Below are 14618 nucleotides of genomic sequence, written 5' to 3' on the forward strand. Positions count from 1 at the left end.
CCTTACGACGCCTGCGCAAGGCGCGTCGACTCCTCGCGGATCAGAGACAAGATGTGGCGCTTTGCGTCGTTGAACTCGGGGCTGGTGATATCGCGCGGGCGCGGCAGGTCGAAATTGACGGCCTCCCGGATCCGGCCCGGCCGCCTGGTCATCACCACGATCTTGTTGCCGAGCACCAGCGCTTCGTCGACACTGTGGGTGACGAATACGATGGTGCAGCGGCGCTTCTGCCAGATCGCGACCAGCTCCTCCTGCATTTCGAGCTTGGTCTGGGCATCCAGCGCCGCGAATGGCTCGTCCATCAGGATGACGCTCGGGTTCATCAACAGTGCGCGGGCGATGCCGACGCGTTGATTCATGCCGCCCGACATTTCGGAGGGATGATGATGCTCGAAACCGCGCAGGCCGACGAGATCGATGAACTCCATGGCGCGGTGGTGCCGCTCGGCCTTGGCGACGCCCTTGAGCTTGAGGTGGAAGGCGATGTTATCCATGGCCGTCAGCCACGGCATCAGGGTCGGCTGCTGGAACACCACGCCACGGTCCGAGCCGGGCCGCTCCACCTGCCTGCCGTCGACCAGCGTGCGGCCGGAGGTCGCCTGCTCGAAGCCGGCGATGATGTTGAGGAGGGTCGACTTGCCGCAGCCCGACGGGCCGAGCAGGCAGACGAAATCATTGGCCTCGATGTCGAGATTGATGTTGTCAAGCGTCAGCAGGTCGCGGCCGCGCCGCTTGTCGGAGAAAACCTTGACGATGTTGCGAAGCTCGATTGCCGCCATCAGCCCGTCCTGCCCTGCACCGTGGTTGTCTGCTGCCAGCGCAGCGTGCGCGCCATGATCGCCTTGAGGCCGAGGTCGGAGAGATAGCCGAGCAGCCCGATTGATATCATCGCCGCGAGCACGATGTCGTAACGCAGGAAGTAATAGGAATCCCAGAGCACATAGCCAAGGCCGCTCTTCACCGCGACCATTTCGGCCGTGACCGTCAGCATCCAGGCCGAGCCGACCGCGATGCGCAGGCCAGCGAAGATCGAGGGCAACGCCGCCGGCAGCACGATGTCGGTGAGCATCTGCCGTCCGTTCGCGCCCATCATCGCGCCTGCCCGCACGAGATTGTGGTCCACGGTCTTGACGCCATGAATGCTGTTCATCAGCACCGGAAAGAATGCGCCGAGGAAGACCAGGAAGATCGCCGGCTTGTCGGCGATCCCGAACCAGATGATGGCGAGCGGAATCCAGGACACCGGCGGGATCGGGCGCAACATCTGCAGTGTCGGCTCCAGTGTCTTCTCGAACAGCCGGGACCAGCCGATCGCGACCCCGGCAAGGATTCCGAGCAGGCTTGCCAATGCAAAGCCGCCAAAGACGCGAAGAGCACTGGCGAGCGCATCACGCAACCAATGGCCGGAGTAGGTCTGCGTGGTCTCGTCGAAGCCGAACACCCAGTCGCCGAGCGCATGCAGCACCGCGCTCGGCGCTGGCAGCAGCGCGGGCGGCAGCATGCCGCTGCGCGCAAAGGCCTCCCAGCCCGCGATCAGCAGCGCAGGCACCACGAGGCGCTCGAGCCCGTGGAACGCCCGCGTCAGCCGAAACGCCGGCCTGGCGGGCGAGACGTCAGTAACCGAGGTCATTCTTGGCCTTTCCCGTGGCCTTTTCCAGGAACGAATAGTCCATGTTCTTCTCCGCTTCCGCGGAGACGTCCTTGGAGATGTACTTGAGGTCGCGCATCATCGCCGCGATCGCCAGGGTCTGCGACCGATGGATCGCAGGATCGGGGGAGGCATTCTTGAGCGCCTCGGTCGCCACCGTCTTGTCGAGCCCGGTGAGCTTGTTGATGACCTCGATCCACGGTCCCTTGTCGGCGATCAGCTTGTTGTCGAGTTCGACCACGGCGGCGACGACGCCCTGGACGCCGGCGCGCTGGCTGGCGATCACGTCGGAACGGGTGACGATCAGGTTGGTCAGATTGCCTGCGGCCTGTTCATACGGCAGCACGAAGTGCTTGCCGGCACCGGCGAGCCGGATCTGCGAGGCGAACGGCTCGACCGAGCAGACCATGTCGACCTCACCGCGCTGGAGCGCCGCGAGATGGTCGGACGGATTGGGGATGTTGATGAACTGGATGTCCTTGTTGGGATCGACGCCCTGCTTGAGGAACGCGCCGCGCATATGGATGTCCTGCGCATTGCCGCGGGACGCCGCGACCTTCAGCGGCTGCCCGTCGCTCTTCGCCTTCGCAACGGTCGCCTTGAAAGCGGCCCAGTCCTCGGGCGGCAAGTTCAGCTTCGCGGAGGACAGACATTCCGAGCCACCGTTGATCTGGCCCGATACGGCGACGACGTCAAAACCTTTGTCCAGCGCGGTGATGTAGTGGAGGTAGGTGACCTGCGCGACGTCGATACTCTTCGATACCAGGGCGGTCAGAACGTCGTTCCCCGAGTTGAAGCCGGTAGCCTCGACTTCGACGCCCTTGGCCATGCCTGGGATCAGCGACATCGGCAGGCAGTGCGCGCATTTTGCGTAGCCGAGCTTGATCTTTGCGGTCTGCGCGGAGGCGGTCCCGCTTCCGCCAAGCACCGCCACCATCATCACGAGGCCCAGTCGCAAACCCGTCCGCATCGCTTACTCCGTTTCGAAGGCGCGGGATCCCGCGCGTTGGCAGCAATCATCCGCCGCTCTTCCCCGCAGCGCAATCCGGTTTTTGCATGCTGCATACAATTTGCGCGCTATGCCATTGTTTTCAGCGAGATAGGTCGATATTTTAGGCAGCAGTAGCAGCCGGGAAGCGGCTAGGATGAGCGGAAGCAGTGAGGCACGCGTGCAGCAGAAATCGGATGCGCCGAAGGGACGAAAGTCGCCGAAACTCAAGCGGATGGGCCTGCATGAGCGCGCTGCTGCGCGGATGCGGACGATGATCATTCGCGGCGAGCTGCCGCCGGGCTCGCAGACCCAGGAGACCCGGCTGTCGAAGGAGCTCGGCGTGTCGCGCACCCCCTTGCGCGAGGCCATGAAGGTGCTGGCCGCCGAAGGATTGATCGAGCTCCGCCCCAACCGTAGCCCGCGCATCGCCGACATTGCGGTCGACGGCATCTCGGAATTGTTCGAGGCCCTCGCCGGCATCGAGCGGCTCGCCGCCGAGCTCGCGGCGGGGCGCGCCACCGAGCGCGATCTCGCGCGCCTGCGCACGCTTCAGACCCGGATGGAAGGTCATCACCGCAACGGCAAGCTCGACGACTATTTCGCCATCAACGGCGAGATCCACAACACCATCGTCCGCATGGCCCGCAATACGCCGCTGCGCGAAGCGCACGAGACGTTGATCTCCCGCGCCGAGCGCGCGCGTTTTCTCGCGCTCGGCGCCGATCGCCGCTGGAGCAATTCGGTCGACGAGCACGCCGATATCCTGGCCGCCCTCGAAGCGCGCGACGGCGAAGCAGCCGGCCGCCTGCTCGGCGCGCATGTCGCACGCACCGGCACGGCGCTGCTCGAAGTCCTCGCCGCCTCTCAGGCCAAGCAGACGGCGGCATGAACATGAAGCTCCTGCTGCTTAACCCGAATACCAGCAAAGAAGTCACGCACCTGATGATGGGTGTCGGGCAGCGCGCGGCTTCCCCCGGGACGGAGCTGATCCCCTGCACCGCGACCCGCGGCGTGCCCTATATCGCGACGCGCACCGAGGCGCAGATCGGCGGGGCCATTGCGCTGGAGATGCTCGCCGAGCAGTACAGGACGGTCGACGCCGCGATCATCGCCGCCTTCGGCGATCCCGGCCTCTTCGCCGCGCGCGAGACCTTCGACATTCCCGTGGTCGGCATGGCGGAAGCGGCCATGCTGACGGCCTGCATGGCCGGGCGCCGATTTGCCATCGTCACCTTCGCCCAGGCGCTCGGGCCCTGGTACGAGGAGTGCGTTCGCGCGCATGGATTGTGGGAGCGTTGCGCCGGCATCCGTATGCTCGATACGCCGTTTCAGGCGATCTCCGAGGTCGGCACCGAGAAGGAGGACGTGCTGGTCGAGCTCGCCCAGCGCGCCATCGCCGAGGACGAGGCTGATGTACTGATCTTTGCGGGCGCCCCGCTCTCCGGCCTCGCAGCACGCGTCGCGGACCGGATCCCCGTTCCCGTAGTCGATCAGGTCGTCGCGTCGGTGAAGCAAGCGGAAGCGCTCCATGCACTGCGGTTGCGCAAGGCAAGGGCAGGCACGTTCCGGCGGCCCGCCGCCAAGCCGACCACGGGTCTTGCCGATGCGCTCGCCGCCCGGCTCGAGCATCGCGACAGCTGATCAGAGAGGCGGCCGCCGATGCGAAAAACCCAATTCGTTCTCGAGTACTCGGCCGAAGGCAAACAACCGGGATTCGCCTCCGGGCGGCGCGATGACCTGAATGCCGAAGGGCAATTCGTTCGGTTCTCGTCGTACCGGCACGGTCAGGACGGGGAAGCCGACCAGCGACACGATGAATGTCACGGCGAGATAGTCGATCGGCGTCTCCAGGGCGACCCCGTCAATGGCGGTGACATCGCTGATCTCGTTCGGCCAGGGAAACACCGACGCCGCAGGCACGACCAGGAAATCGGCGCGGGTGAAAAGCTCACGAAAGCTGCGGTAGATGACGGTGCGACGCCGTTCGGCGTTCAGGTAGTCCTCCGCGGACAGATTTGCGCCGGCCTCGATATTCCAGATCACCGTCGGAGTGAGCTCCGCGCGCCGGGCCCTCAGCAACTCGCCGTAGCTGTTGGCGATGTGCGCAGCTCGCAGCGTGCGGAATGTTTCGATCGCGCCGCTACAATCGGGCGAGGCCGGCACGATTTCGGCAACGCGGGCCAGCGCCTCGCACGCGGTGTTGAAACGCTCGCGAACGTCGCGCGCGACCGGTGCAACGCCGAAGTCGGGTGTGACGGCGATCCGGGGACGTCCCGCGATCGACCGGTCGTCGCTGCCGACGCCGATCGACACGGGGTCGCGCAAATCGCTTCCCTCGCACACCGACAGTGCAAGCGCGAGGTCATCGACACCGCGCGCAAGGAAACCGTGGGTGGCGAGCATATCCCAGCCGAGCGGCCGGCCCGGCGAAGGAATGCGGCCGGGCGTCGGCCGGATCGATGCGACGTCGCAGAAGCTGGCCGGCGTGCGTACGGAGCCGCCGAAATCGGTGCCGTGCGCCAGCGGCACCATGCCGGCCGCGACCGCGACGGCAGAGCCGCCGGACGATCCGCCGGAGGTCAGCGCGGTATCGAAGGGATTGCGCGTCGGCCCGCGCAATCGGTTGGTGCAGACCGCCCCGAAGCCGAATTCCGGCGTGTTGGTCTTGCCCAGACTGATCGCGCCGGCGCGGCGCAGCCGCGCCACCACGAGATCGTCCTCGGCCGGAACGTGATCGCGAAACAGCACCGATCCATAGGTCGTCTTGAGCCCGCCGGTGTCGGTGAGGTCTTTGATCCCGATAGGCACGCCGTGCAGCGGACCGAGCGGCGCCGATGCCGAATCGCAAATCTGTGCGGCGCGGCGAGCACCGTCCGCATCGACCGTCACGAACGCCGCCAATTGACTATCGAGACTCGCAATCCGCGCAAGATGCGTTTCAACGGCCTCACGCGAGGACAGTTCGCGCCTCGCAATCGCGCGCGCAAGCTCCGTCGCAGTGAGGTCGCAAACCGATTGATCCGATGTCATCGGGCCACCCTGCCTGAACGCGCGCCGAAAAGCGACAGGCACGGGCACGAGACTTGCTTTCTCCTCCGGAGCAACGGGAGGCAACACCATGGCTGAAACGCAAGGCGGCCGATCGCTCGTCGTCGACGCGGTCACCCACCGGTATCCGAGTGGCGCGCTTGCGGTCGAGAACATCAATCTCGACATCAAGGGCGGCGAGATCATCGCCCTGCTCGGCCCCTCCGGCTGCGGCAAGACGACCCTGCTGCGCATCATCGCCGGCTTCATCGCGCAGACGCAGGGGCGCATCATCATCGGCGACGACATCGTCGATGCGCTGCCTCCGAACCGCCGCGCCGTCGGCATCGTCTTTCAGAACTACGCACTGTTTCCGCATCTTTCGATCAGCGAGAATGTCGCCTACGGCCTCGCCGCCCGCGGCATCGACAAGGCGACACGCCAGCGCGAGGCGCAGCGCCTCTTGGAGCTGGTTCAGCTGCCGACCATGTCCGAGCGGCTGCCGCGGCAGCTCTCCGGGGGCCAGCAGCAGCGCGTCGCGCTGGCCCGCGCACTCGCGATCAAGCCATCGATCCTGCTGCTCGACGAGCCCTTCGCGGCGCTCGACAAGAATCTGCGGCTCGACATGCAGATCGAGGTCAAGCGGCTGCAGCGGGTCTCCGGCATCACCACGCTGATCGTGACCCACGATCAGGAAGAGGCGCTGTCGATGGCCGACCGTGTCGCCGTGCTCAGCCACGGCAAGCTCGAACAGTTCGGATCGCCGTCGGACGTCTACGACCGTCCGCAGACCCTGTTCGTGAACACCTTCGTCGGCTCCAGCAACCGCATGCCCGGCGTGGTGGTTTCGGCCGATCGCACGGCTGCAAAAGTTCGCCTCGATGCCGGCGCGGAGATCATCGCGCGCCCCGCGGGCGGCACGCTCACCGAGGGCGGTCGCGTCACCGTCTGCATCAGGCCCGAGCATCTGCAATTCGTCGGTGACGAGACCGGCTTTGCCGGCGTCATCGGCATGTCGCTGCCGCTCGGCGCCACCGTCGTGCACGAAGTCACAACTGCCGACGGCTCCGGCGTCAAGGTCTCGCAGGCGCGCATCGGCGAGACGCGCGCACTGGAAAACGGCGCTGCGGTGCGTCTTGCGCCGCTCGCCCCGTCGCTCGCCAACGCCTTTCCCGCAACGCTTTAGACCCAGTCATTGTCCAGAGGGAGTTCGACATGATCGTGAACCGCAGAAGCCTGATGACCACGGCGCTCACACTCGGGGCCATGAAAGCGTTTCCAGGCCTGAGCTTCGCCCAGGCCCGCCCGCTGGTCTTTGCGACCTTCACCGGGAGCTGGGAGGAAGCCCACAAGGCGGTGCTGGTTCCGGCCTTTCGCAAAGCGAACGCAGACGCGGCCATCGTGCTCGACCCGATGCTCTCGGTCGACCAGATCGCGAAGGTCAATGCCGCCAAGGCCAATCCGCCGATCGACGTCATGTTGCACGACCCCGGTCCGGCGCTTGTCGCCATCGGGCAGGGTCTGGTCGAGCCTTATCCGGTCGAGAAGAGCACCTACTACAAAGACCTGATCGCCGAGGCGCAGGAGCCGATGGGCCCTGCCCCGTTCTTCCAGGTCGTCGGCCTCACCTACAATCCGGAAGCCGTCAAGACGCCGCCGACGTCGTGGGCCGATCTCTGGAAGCCCGAGTTCAAGGGGCGGGTCGGCATCACCAACCTCAACTCGACGCTCGGCACCGGCTGGCTGGTCGAGATCGCCAAGATGCGCGGCGGCTCGGAAGCCAATATCGATCCCGCCTTCAAGGCGCTGGAGGAACTCAAGCCCAATCTCGCCGCGGTGGCCGCCAATCCCGGCGCACTCGCGACCCTGTTCCAGCAGGGCCAGATCGACATCTCGCCCGGCAATTTCAACGCCATCCAGATCCTGAAAGCGCGCGGCGTGCCGGTCGAGTTCGTTGCGCCGAAGGAAGGCGCCATCGCCTTCAAGACCACGATCCACATCGTCAAGAATTCGCCCAACCGCGAGCTTGCCTTCAAGCTGATCGAGGCGGCGTTGACACCCGAGGTTCAGACCACGCTGATGAACCCGCCTTATCTGATCGTGCCGACCAACTCCAAGGTGACGATGGGCGGCGAGATCGCGCGCGTGCTCGCCAAGGACACCGCCGAGCTGAAGAAGAAATTCGTGTTCCAGGACTGGAAGAAGATCAACGAGCAGCGCTCAGCCTGGATCGAACGCTTCAACCGCGAGATCAAGATCTGAACCATGGGCGCGGCACCGGCATCACGGGACGTCACCTCCTACGGCATGGGATTGGCGGCGCCGCTTGCGCTGTTTTTCCTGGTCTTCTTCGTCGCTCCGCTGCTGCAACTGTTCTGGCTCTCGCTGCACAACGACACGGCCGGGCTCCATTGGGGGCTCGGCCAGTACCTGCACTTTCTCACCGATCCCTTCAGCCTGAGCGTGCTCGGCTCGACACTGTTGTTGGGTGCAGAGGTGACGGCGGTGTGCCTCGTGCTCGGCTTTCCCATCGCCTGGCTCTATCAGCGGGTCGGACCAAAGCTCCAGACCATCATCATCCTGATCGTGCTGCTGCCGCTCTTGACCAGCGTGGTCGTGCGTACCTTCGCCTGGATCGTCATCCTGGGCCGGCAGGGCATCATCAACGCCACGCTGCAATCGCTCGGCGTCATCGATACTCCCCTTAAGCTGCTCTATACACAGTTCGGCGTCGTGATCGCGCTGGCGCAGGTGCAGATGCCGCTGATGACGCTACCGCTGATCACCGCGCTCGGCCGCATCGACCCCAATCTCGACGACGCCTCCTGCTCGCTCGGAGCCGGAAGCTGGCGCACCTTCTTCCGCATCGTGCTGCCGCTGTCGCTGCCCGGCGTGATCGCCGGCTGCACGCTGACCTATGCCGCCGCGATCACCGCCTTCATCACCCAGTCGCTGGTCGGCGGGGGTCAGATGCTGTTCATGCCGATGTATCTCTATCAGCAGGCCTCCACGCTCCAGAACTGGCCGTTTGCGGCGGCGATCTCGATCATCTTCCTGCTCGCCGTGCTCGCGGTCGTCTCGGTCTTCAACACGCTCGGCCGCCTGTCGCGCGGCTATGGAGGGGCGTGATGAGCGGCCGCAGGCGTACCCTGGAAGCCCTGAGCTTCGAGCTCGTCATGACCGTGATCGCGGTGATCGCGCTGATCATCATCATCGCGCCTTCGCTGGTCGTTCTGATCGTCTCCTTTACCAGCGGCTTCTCGCTGCGCTTCCCGCCGCCGGGCTATTCGCTGCGCTGGTACGCCGAATTGTGGAATGCCTGGCAGCTGCATTTCGCGGCGAAGAACAGCCTGATCGTGGCGTTCTGGGCGACCGGCCTCTCCGTCGTGCTCGGCGTCGCGGCCGCGCTCGCGATCTCGCGGTCGCGGACGTTGTCCGCACGGCTGCTCGATTCCCTCTTCATGTCGCCGCTGGTCCTACCGGCGCTCGCCTTCGGCCTTGCCGCCCTGATGCTGTTCTCGCTGGTCGGCCTGCCGGTGTCGCCGCTGACGCTGGTGATCGGACACACCGTGGTCTGCGTTCCCTATGTGGTGCGCAACACGGTCGCTGCCCTCGCCCAGCTCGAGCCGACCCTGCTCGAAAGCTCTGCCGTGCTGGGGGCAAGCCGTCTCTACACGTTCCGCCGCATCGTGCTGCCGCTGATCCGGCCCGGCATCATCGCGGGTGCCTTCATCGCCTTCATGTCGTCCTTCGACAACGTGCCGGTGTCGCTGTTCCTGCGCGATGCCGCGACCGACATGCTGCCGATCCGGATGTGGCAAGATCTCGAAGGCAAGCTCGACGTTACCATCGCGGCACTGTCGGGCGTTCTGATCATAGCCACCGTCGCGCTGGTCGCGGTCATGGAGCGCGTCACCGGCCTGTCGCGGCGGCTGACGAACTGATCAGGCGCCTCGAAACAGCGAGTAGCCCCAGCGCGTGAATTTCAGCGGCAGATGAAAATGCTCGTCAACTTTCTTGATGCGGAAGCGGAACGGCGTCACGGTCAGGAAGCCGCCGCCGTCGGAAAAGAACTCGCCGAGATGAAACAGCACCTCGTACTCGCCGGCCGTCACGCCTGCGCCTTGCGCGACGGGATGATCGAGCACGCCGTTGGCGCCGAGCCGCCCGTCGGCGATGCGCGAGGAGTCCGGATCAATCCGCCAGATCTCGACGCGCAACCCCTGCGCCGGGCGCCCGCTCGCCACATCGACCGCGTGAATGGAAATGCCGCCTGCCACGAGGTTCCTCCCTTGAGCACGCTACCATGGTAGACGGAAACACGGTCGGTCGGCCAGCACCCGCATTGCTGCCGGCGCTTGGCGCGATGACCTCGCTGCAGGCCCTCGTTGCGCTGGCCTTGTTCGCGCCCGGCGTGGTCGCGCCGCGCGCTCATATCGAGGTCTGGCAGCTCTCGCTGTTCTCCTGCGCGGTGTTCGCGGTCGGCATCCCCGCCTCGTTCTGGGGCGGCGGCTTCATCGCGCGGGTCGGCTCGCTGCGGATCGCGAGCCTCTGCGCGGCGGCCATTGTCGTCGGCATGGCACTGGCCTCGCTGGGTTCGAGCGCCGCCCTGCTGGCCGCAGGCCTGTGCATCGGCCTTGCCATGGGGCCCGAGACGCCCGCGAGCGCGGCGCTGCTGGCGCGGCTCGTGACGGCCGAGCGGCGCGCCTTCGTGTTCTCGGTGCGCCAGACCGGTAACCAGATTGGCGCAGTAGTCGGCTCGCTGGCCCTGCCCGCGATTGCCATCGCGTTCGGGCCGGCCTGGTGCTATGCGGTGGTTGGCCTCTGCGCGCTTCTCGCGATCGTTCTGTTTGAAGGCTTGCGGCCGGCCTACGCCGTCAAGCTCGTCCCGCCCCCAACGCTCGATCTCCGCGCACGGCTGGCGCTGATGACGGCGGACCGGCGCATCGCGATGCTGGCGCTGGCCTCGATGCCGTTCAGCGCGATGCAAGTGTCGCTCAATACGGTCTTCGTCACGCTTGGCACCCGTGAACTCGGCCTCAGCCATATCGAGGCCGGCATGGCGCTCGCCTGCGCGCAAGCCGGCGGCCTCGTCGGCCGGCTCGGTTGGGGATATGTGGCGATGCGGCTCGATGGTTCGCGGATGGTGCTCATCGTAATCGGTGTCGGCATGGCTTTCTGCGCCGCGCTGCTCGGCCTCGACGGAGGATCGCTCAGTCGCAACTGGCAGTTCGCGATTGCGACGCTGTTCGGCTTGACGGCATCGGGCTGGAACGGCGTTTTCATCGCCGAGATCGCCCGCCTCGCCCCGCAGGACCGGATCGGCGAAACCACCGGCGCGGTGTTGACCGCGTCCTATGCGGGCCTGCTGGCGGCGCCGGCGCTGGTTTCGATCCTGGATGGGGCCGCGACCCTCGGCGCTGCTTTCTTCGCCTTGGCCTGCCTGGCCCTCTGCGGCACGGTAGCGCTGATCTGGGGAGGCCATGACAATGCCAACGCATAGTGCCCGCGAGATCGCGGCCGATGTCGCAGCCGGGCGGACGAGCGCCGTCGAAACCGCAAAGGCCGCGCTCGCCCGGATCGAGATCGCCAAGGCGTTGAACGCGGTCGTCACGATCGATCCCGAACGCACGTTGGCCGACGCCGCGGCGGTCGATGATCGCCTGCGTGCCGGCGAGGTAATGCCACTCGCCGGCGTCCCCGTCATCGTCAAGGACAATATCTGGGTCGGCGGCTGGCGCGTGACGCAGGGCTCGCGGCTGTTTCGCGATTTCATCGCACCGCGCGATGCCATCGCGATCGAGCGCCTGCGCAAGGCCGGAGCGGTCGTGGTCGGCATCGGCGCAACATCCGAGTTCGCCTGCAAGGGGGTTACCACCTCGCCGCTGTATGGGCCAACGCGGCATCCCCTCGATCCCAAGCTGACTCCAGGCGGCTCGTCGGGGGGCCCGGCGGCCGCGGTTGCGGCCGGCATCGTGCCGCTCGCCATCGGCACCGATGCAGGCGGCTCGAGCCGCAGGCCGCCAGCCCATGTCGGGGTCGCCGGCTTCAAGCCGTCCTATGGCGCGATCCCCTACGGGCCAGGTTTCGCCGAGCCCTTCTTCGGCCTCTCCGTCATGGCACCGATCGCGTCCGATGCGGCCGATATCACGCTGGCGTTCGAAGCCATAGTCGGCGCCGATCCGCGCGATCCGGATTCTGCCGTCATTGCACCGCAGGCCGAAGACATCGCCGGTCAGCGTATCGCGTTCTCGCCGCGCCTGGGTCTCGATGTCGCGATCGATGACGTCGTCGCGGATGGGCTCGCCTCCGCCGTCGACCGGCTTTCCAGGAAAGGTCTGCGCATCGCAAGACGCGACCCGGTCTGGCCGGCAGGCGCCACGGAGGACGCCATCATGCCGCTTCAGCATGCGGGACTCGCTGCGCTCTATGGCGATACCCTCCGCAAGGATCCGGCTGTCTTCGATACCGACATCGCCAAGCAGATCGAACGAGGTCTCTCCTGGTCGGGTGCGGAAGTTGCCGGAGCGCTGCTCGCGAGCGCCGCGATCGCCAATGCCTTCGCAGCCTTCTTCACCGAGGTTGACCTGCTGCTGACGCCCACCGTTCCATGCGTCGCCTGGCCGCTGACGCAGCTCGGCCCGGACATGATCGGCGGAAAGGCCGTAAGTCCGCGCGCCCACGCGGCGTTCACGCCCTTCGTCAATCATGCGCGCCTGCCGGCGATTTCGATTCCTTGCGGAACGGATCGGTGCGGACTCCCGTTCGGCCTTCAGATCATCGCCGCGCGCGGACAAGACCGCTCGCTGCTTGGAGCAGCGCAAGCGATTGAGGCCATCTTGCGAACCTGACGCCAGCGGATCGGCGTCACTCTGCACGATGCAGGCTCGCCGGGCTGGCGCCGGCGCCCGCATCAAAAATGCGAAAACAACCCCATGCACAGTAGAACGCCGTTGATTTCAGAAGCGAATTTTTGAAGACAAATCGACGCGCCGACCGCTTTGACTCGTCGGGCAAAACAGGGGCATGATGCCATCATCGCAGAGGCTGTCGCTTCCGAGCTCGGTTCAGATTCGCGCGCTGATCAGACCTGGCCTAGTCTCACGATGATGTCCCCGGGCACAAGTGCTCCAGCCCCACTTCCGCGCAATCGCCACAGGCTGTCACCCTCGACCAGCCGCGGCATCGGGAGTTCGTGATCGGCGAAGTTGGCGACGATCTGCAGGACCTCGCCCTTCTCCGTCCGCCAGCGCACGTCTACGCCGCCCGTGCGGGGATCCGCGCCGAGTAGTTCCCGCTCTGCCGAAACGAACCCCCGTTTGACCAGCGGCACGATCTTCTCACGCCGTATCGTCAGCAACTGGGTCGTCAGCGCTCGAAACCTCGCGCCGGCAGGAGATTGATCGATGCTCGTCCAGTCCAGCTTGGATACCTGGAAGGTTCTTTCATCGCAGGGGTCCGGGATCTTGGCACGCGTTTCGGGCGTCGCGAAAGCCTTGAAGTTAGAAAACTCCCTGCGGCGGCCCTCCCGCGTCAGTTCGGCAGCTTCACCCGTCCAGTCCGCGAAGAACAGGAATGGCGTCTCGGCTGCGGCTTCCTCACCCATGAACAGCATGGGAATGTGCGGGCTCAGCAGAACCAGTGCCAGGGCCTGCTCCAGCTTCTCTGGGCTGACCAACCTCGAAAGCCGCTCCCCGAAGGCGCGGTTGCCGATCTGATCGTGGTTCTGGGCGAAGAAGATGGTCGCTTCGGGAGGCAGATGAGCGCTCGGCTCGCCGCGGGGCGCCTGGTGCAGAGGAAATATTTCGCCCTGATAGGCAAAGCCCTCGGTCAGGGATCGCGCGAGATGTTCGAGCGGCTTGTCTGCGAAGGCGCGGTAATAGCCCTCGTCTTCGCCCGTGAGCAGGACGTGAAGCGCATTGTGAAAATCGTCACCCCACTGCGCGTCATAGTGCTTCGCCCGTCCCTTCGAGCGCTCGAGCAGGTGCGCCTGATTGGCCTCGTTCTCCAGCATCAGATGCACGTGACGGCCCGCCAGCTGATCGCGCAGAGTCTCGGCGAGCTCGATCAGGAAATGTCGTTCGGAATCGTCTTTCAACGCGTGCACCGCATCGAAGCGCAATCCGTCGAAACCATAATCGCGCAGCCACATCAGGGCGTTCTCGACCAGAAACTCGCGCACGAACGAACCGTCGTGTCCTTCGAGGTTGACGGCCGGACCCCAGCCGGTGGCGTGGCGCGCGGTGAAGAAGTTTTCCGCATAGGAATGCAGATAGTTCAGCTGCGGTCCGAAATGATTATAGACCACATCCAGATAGACCATGATGTCGAGGGCATGCGCGGCCCGCAACAGCCGCTTGAGATCTTCCGGCCGGCCATAACGGGCATTCGGCGCGTTCAGCAGCACGCCGTCATAGCCCCAATTGTGCCGACCAGGGACGTCATTGAGCGGCATCAGCTCGATGGCGGTGATACCGAGATCGCGAAGATAAGGCAGCTTCTCCTCGACGCCGGCATAGGTGCCCGCCTCACTGAACGTACCGACATGCAGCTCGTAGATGACGGCTTCCGCCCAGGGACGGCCCGGATAGAGTAGGGAATCCCGCAGCGCGGCCGTATCGATCACCTCGCTCGCCGCGCCGACATCGTCGGGCTGGAAGAACGAGGCGGGATCGGGAACGACGAGGTCCTCGTTGATCCTGAACTGATAACGCGTGCCGACATGCGCGGTTGGGCTGAGCAGCTGATACCCGCCGTCGTCATCGCGCGGCATCTTGCGGGGCGGCTGGCCGACTTCGAGCAACTCGACCGATCGGGCCGAGGGTGCCCACAAGTTGAACGAGACACCATGATCGACAATTTGAGGACCATGGCGCCGACTCTGCTCGGCCATTCCCAATCTGTGCCTCAAACCCGTCCCCTTTCGCCCGCATGCCTCACGCCCTGGCATGC

The 14618-nt window shown here is 65.6% G+C and carries 14 protein-coding genes; 8 read left to right on the top strand and 6 right to left on the bottom strand.

Annotated features, from left to right (window positions below):
* Positions 1-2 precede the first annotated feature (2 nt).
* From ACYCVF_RS25805 to ACYCVF_RS25815, 3 genes are read right to left on the bottom strand one after another with little or no spacing between them, the layout of a single operon-like run.
* Entirely contained in the window at positions 3-779 is a 777-nt protein-coding gene (locus tag ACYCVF_RS25805) for an ABC transporter ATP-binding protein (protein ID WP_459601026.1), read from the bottom strand.
* Positions 779-1630, bottom strand: coding sequence for an ABC transporter permease (locus ACYCVF_RS25810; protein WP_459601028.1), 852 nt, complete (start codon positions 1628-1630; stop codon positions 779-781). The genes ACYCVF_RS25805 and ACYCVF_RS25810 overlap by 1 nt, the downstream gene beginning before the upstream one ends.
* Entirely contained in the window at positions 1614-2618 is a 1005-nt protein-coding gene (locus tag ACYCVF_RS25815) for an ABC transporter substrate-binding protein (RefSeq protein ID WP_459606674.1), read from the bottom strand. Before ACYCVF_RS25815 ends, ACYCVF_RS25810 begins: the two co-directional genes overlap by 17 nt.
* 175 nt (positions 2619-2793) lie before the next feature.
* Between ACYCVF_RS25815 and ACYCVF_RS25820 the strand changes: the two genes are divergently transcribed.
* Both ACYCVF_RS25820 and ACYCVF_RS25825 read left to right on the top strand, forming a co-directional pair.
* Positions 2794-3528, top strand: a complete 735-nt coding sequence (locus ACYCVF_RS25820; protein ID WP_459601032.1) for a GntR family transcriptional regulator — start codon at positions 2794-2796, stop codon at positions 3526-3528.
* A gap of 2 nt (positions 3529-3530) precedes the next feature.
* Positions 3531-4280, top strand: coding sequence for an aspartate/glutamate racemase family protein (locus tag ACYCVF_RS25825; RefSeq protein WP_459601791.1), 750 nt, complete (start codon positions 3531-3533; stop codon positions 4278-4280).
* Here ACYCVF_RS25825 and ACYCVF_RS25830 read toward each other — a convergent pair whose 3' ends face one another.
* A complete protein-coding gene (locus tag ACYCVF_RS25830) occupies positions 4281-5669 on the bottom strand; it encodes an amidase (protein ID WP_459601034.1) in 1389 nt (462 codons plus the stop codon).
* Positions 5670-5757: 88 nt separating this feature from the next.
* Here ACYCVF_RS25830 and ACYCVF_RS25835 point away from each other — a divergent pair, with 88 nt between their 5' ends.
* From ACYCVF_RS25835 to ACYCVF_RS25850, 4 genes are read left to right on the top strand one after another with little or no spacing between them, the layout of a single operon-like run.
* Positions 5758-6852: an ABC transporter ATP-binding protein gene (locus ACYCVF_RS25835; RefSeq protein WP_459601036.1), complete on the top strand. Its 1095-nt coding sequence runs from the start codon at positions 5758-5760 to the stop codon at positions 6850-6852.
* 29 nt (positions 6853-6881) lie between these two features.
* On the top strand, positions 6882-7928 hold the full coding sequence (locus tag ACYCVF_RS25840) for an ABC transporter substrate-binding protein (protein ID WP_459601038.1): 1047 nt from the start codon (positions 6882-6884) through the stop codon (positions 7926-7928).
* 3 nt (positions 7929-7931) lie between these two features.
* Entirely contained in the window at positions 7932-8795 is an 864-nt protein-coding gene (locus ACYCVF_RS25845; protein ID WP_459601040.1) for an ABC transporter permease, read from the top strand.
* Positions 8795-9610, top strand: a complete 816-nt coding sequence (locus tag ACYCVF_RS25850; RefSeq protein WP_061020900.1) for an ABC transporter permease — start codon at positions 8795-8797, stop codon at positions 9608-9610. Before ACYCVF_RS25845 ends, ACYCVF_RS25850 begins: the two co-directional genes overlap by 1 nt.
* On the opposite strand, the gene ACYCVF_RS25855 is transcribed toward ACYCVF_RS25850, so the two are convergent.
* A complete protein-coding gene (locus tag ACYCVF_RS25855; RefSeq protein ID WP_459601043.1) occupies positions 9611-9946 on the bottom strand; it encodes a hydroxyisourate hydrolase in 336 nt (111 codons plus the stop codon). It lies immediately after the preceding gene.
* Between the two features lie 26 nt (positions 9947-9972).
* Between ACYCVF_RS25855 and ACYCVF_RS25860 the strand changes: the two genes are divergently transcribed.
* The gene (locus ACYCVF_RS25860; RefSeq protein WP_459601045.1) at positions 9973-11169 is read left to right on the top strand and encodes an MFS transporter; all 1197 of its coding nucleotides are present in this window, start codon (positions 9973-9975) and stop codon (positions 11167-11169) included.
* Complete coding sequence (locus tag ACYCVF_RS25865) at positions 11150-12517, top strand: amidase (protein WP_459606675.1); 1368 nt, start codon at positions 11150-11152, stop codon at positions 12515-12517. The genes ACYCVF_RS25860 and ACYCVF_RS25865 overlap by 20 nt, the downstream gene beginning before the upstream one ends.
* 233 nt (positions 12518-12750) lie before the next feature.
* Here ACYCVF_RS25865 and treZ read toward each other — a convergent pair whose 3' ends face one another.
* Complete coding sequence (treZ, locus tag ACYCVF_RS25870) at positions 12751-14559, bottom strand: malto-oligosyltrehalose trehalohydrolase (RefSeq protein ID WP_459601049.1); 1809 nt, start codon at positions 14557-14559, stop codon at positions 12751-12753.
* Positions 14560-14618 lie beyond the last annotated feature (59 nt).

Source organism: Bradyrhizobium cedriense (assembly GCF_054602315.1).

Bases quoted from the DNA above. Each gene is read 5' to 3' on its own strand.
- ACYCVF_RS25845 (WP_459601040.1), top strand. From the start codon at position 7,932: ATGGGCGCGGCACCGGCATCACGGGACGTCACCTCCTACGGCATGGGA.
- ACYCVF_RS25865 (WP_459606675.1), top strand. From the start codon at position 11,150: ATGACAATGCCAACGCATAGTGCCCGCGAGATCGCGGCCGATGTCGCA.
- ACYCVF_RS25835 (WP_459601036.1), top strand. From the start codon at position 5,758: ATGGCTGAAACGCAAGGCGGCCGATCGCTCGTCGTCGACGCGGTCACC.
- ACYCVF_RS25815 (WP_459606674.1), bottom strand. From the start codon at position 2,618: ATGCGGACGGGTTTGCGACTGGGCCTCGTGATGATGGTGGCGGTGCTT.
- ACYCVF_RS25805 (WP_459601026.1), bottom strand. From the start codon at position 779: ATGGCGGCAATCGAGCTTCGCAACATCGTCAAGGTTTTCTCCGACAAG.
- ACYCVF_RS25830 (WP_459601034.1), bottom strand. From the start codon at position 5,669: ATGACATCGGATCAATCGGTTTGCGACCTCACTGCGACGGAGCTTGCG.
- ACYCVF_RS25860 (WP_459601045.1), top strand. From the start codon at position 9,973: ATGGTAGACGGAAACACGGTCGGTCGGCCAGCACCCGCATTGCTGCCG.
- ACYCVF_RS25810 (WP_459601028.1), bottom strand. From the start codon at position 1,630: ATGACCTCGGTTACTGACGTCTCGCCCGCCAGGCCGGCGTTTCGGCTG.
- ACYCVF_RS25825 (WP_459601791.1), top strand. From the start codon at position 3,531: ATGAAGCTCCTGCTGCTTAACCCGAATACCAGCAAAGAAGTCACGCAC.
- ACYCVF_RS25840 (WP_459601038.1), top strand. From the start codon at position 6,882: ATGATCGTGAACCGCAGAAGCCTGATGACCACGGCGCTCACACTCGGG.
- ACYCVF_RS25850 (WP_061020900.1), top strand. From the start codon at position 8,795: ATGAGCGGCCGCAGGCGTACCCTGGAAGCCCTGAGCTTCGAGCTCGTC.
- ACYCVF_RS25820 (WP_459601032.1), top strand. From the start codon at position 2,794: ATGAGCGGAAGCAGTGAGGCACGCGTGCAGCAGAAATCGGATGCGCCG.
- treZ (WP_459601049.1), bottom strand. From the start codon at position 14,559: ATGGCCGAGCAGAGTCGGCGCCATGGTCCTCAAATTGTCGATCATGGT.